Origin of the sequence: Gordonibacter pamelaeae 7-10-1-b (assembly GCF_000210055.1) — a bacterium.
GTDB classification, from domain to species: Bacteria; Actinomycetota; Coriobacteriia; order Coriobacteriales; family Eggerthellaceae; genus Gordonibacter; species Gordonibacter pamelaeae.
Genome location: NC_021021.1, coordinates 1,508,755 through 1,509,908 on the forward strand (window position 1 = coordinate 1,508,755; position 1,154 = coordinate 1,509,908).

The 1,154-nt window shown below is 72.5% G+C and carries 1 protein-coding gene; it reads left to right on the top strand.

Annotated features, from left to right (window positions below; genetic code table 11):
• A partial coding sequence (locus tag GPA_RS06965) for a type II secretion system F family protein (RefSeq protein WP_197533077.1) occupies positions 1-604 on the top strand: 604 nt, incomplete at its 5' end.
• Positions 605-1,154: the final 550 nt, after the last annotated feature.

Sequence of the window (1,154 nt, forward strand, 5' to 3'; positions counted from 1 at the left end):
CGCGGCAGGCGCCGTGCCCGCGCTGGCCTGCGTGCAGGTGCGCCAACGTGCCCGCAAGCGCAGCGAGCTGCTGGACGTCCAGCTCGCCCACGCGCTTCCGCAGATAGCGGCCAGCCTGCGCAGCTCTCTCACGCTGGAGCGTGCGCTGCGCGTCGGCCTCGTGCATATGGACGACCCCCTGCACGGCGAGATCGCGCGCGTGCTGGCCGACGCGACCTACGGCACGCCCCTGCATGAGGCGCTGGAGGCCATGGCGCGCCGCACCCAGAGCGAGGACGTGAGGACCCTCGCCTCGGCGGCGCGGATGCGCCAGGGCAGCGGCGGCAGCGTGGCGGCAGCCCTCGCCCTGGTCTCGTCGCGCGTGAACGCCCGCCTGAAAGCGGCGCGCGAGCTCAAGGTAGAGGTGGCGGGGACGCGCCTGGCGAAATGGTTCGTCGCCGGGGCCATGCCCGCCATCTTCCTCATCATGTACGCGATGAACGCCGATTTCGCGCGCTTCTACACGACCGAGCCGCTCGGCTGGGCCGTGCTCGGCGCGGCGGCGGTTCTGGAAGCGGTCGGCCTCGCGTTGGCGCATGCCGTGACATCGCTCGATCGAAGGTAGGGGTCCGCGGGGCGGGCGGGAAGCGGAGGTGCGGAAGTGACGGGATCAGGGATAGCAGTCGTCGTGCTGCTCGTGTTGGGCGGCGGGGTGGCATGCGCCGTATACGAGGTGATGGTCAGAAAATTCGCCCCTCCGCGCACCGGCCGGGCGGCGGCGGGAGAGGCATCGGCCGGCAATCGGCCGCAGCCGCCGCATGAGGGTGCAGGTGCGCAAGGAGAGGAGGCAGGCGCGTCGTGCCGGGCGGCCGGGAGAGCGCATGATACAGGTGGGCGGAGAAGGGGTTGGAAAAGCGCCTTGCGAGGGCGCTCGGAGGCTCGGAGCGGCGCTCCCCGGCCAGGGGTCGGCGTGCACGGTGCATCGGGCGATGCCCGAACCCGCTTCCTCGGTGCAGCAACGCGGTGCGTGGAGCGCCTGCTGCCCATGGCCAGCGCCGACGGCGAGGCGTACCGGGCCGAGATAGCGCGTGCCGGGTGGGGTATCGAGCCTGAGACGTGGCGCGTGCTGCGCATCGTGGCCGCGGCAGGATGTGGGGCGATGGCGGGCGTTGGGG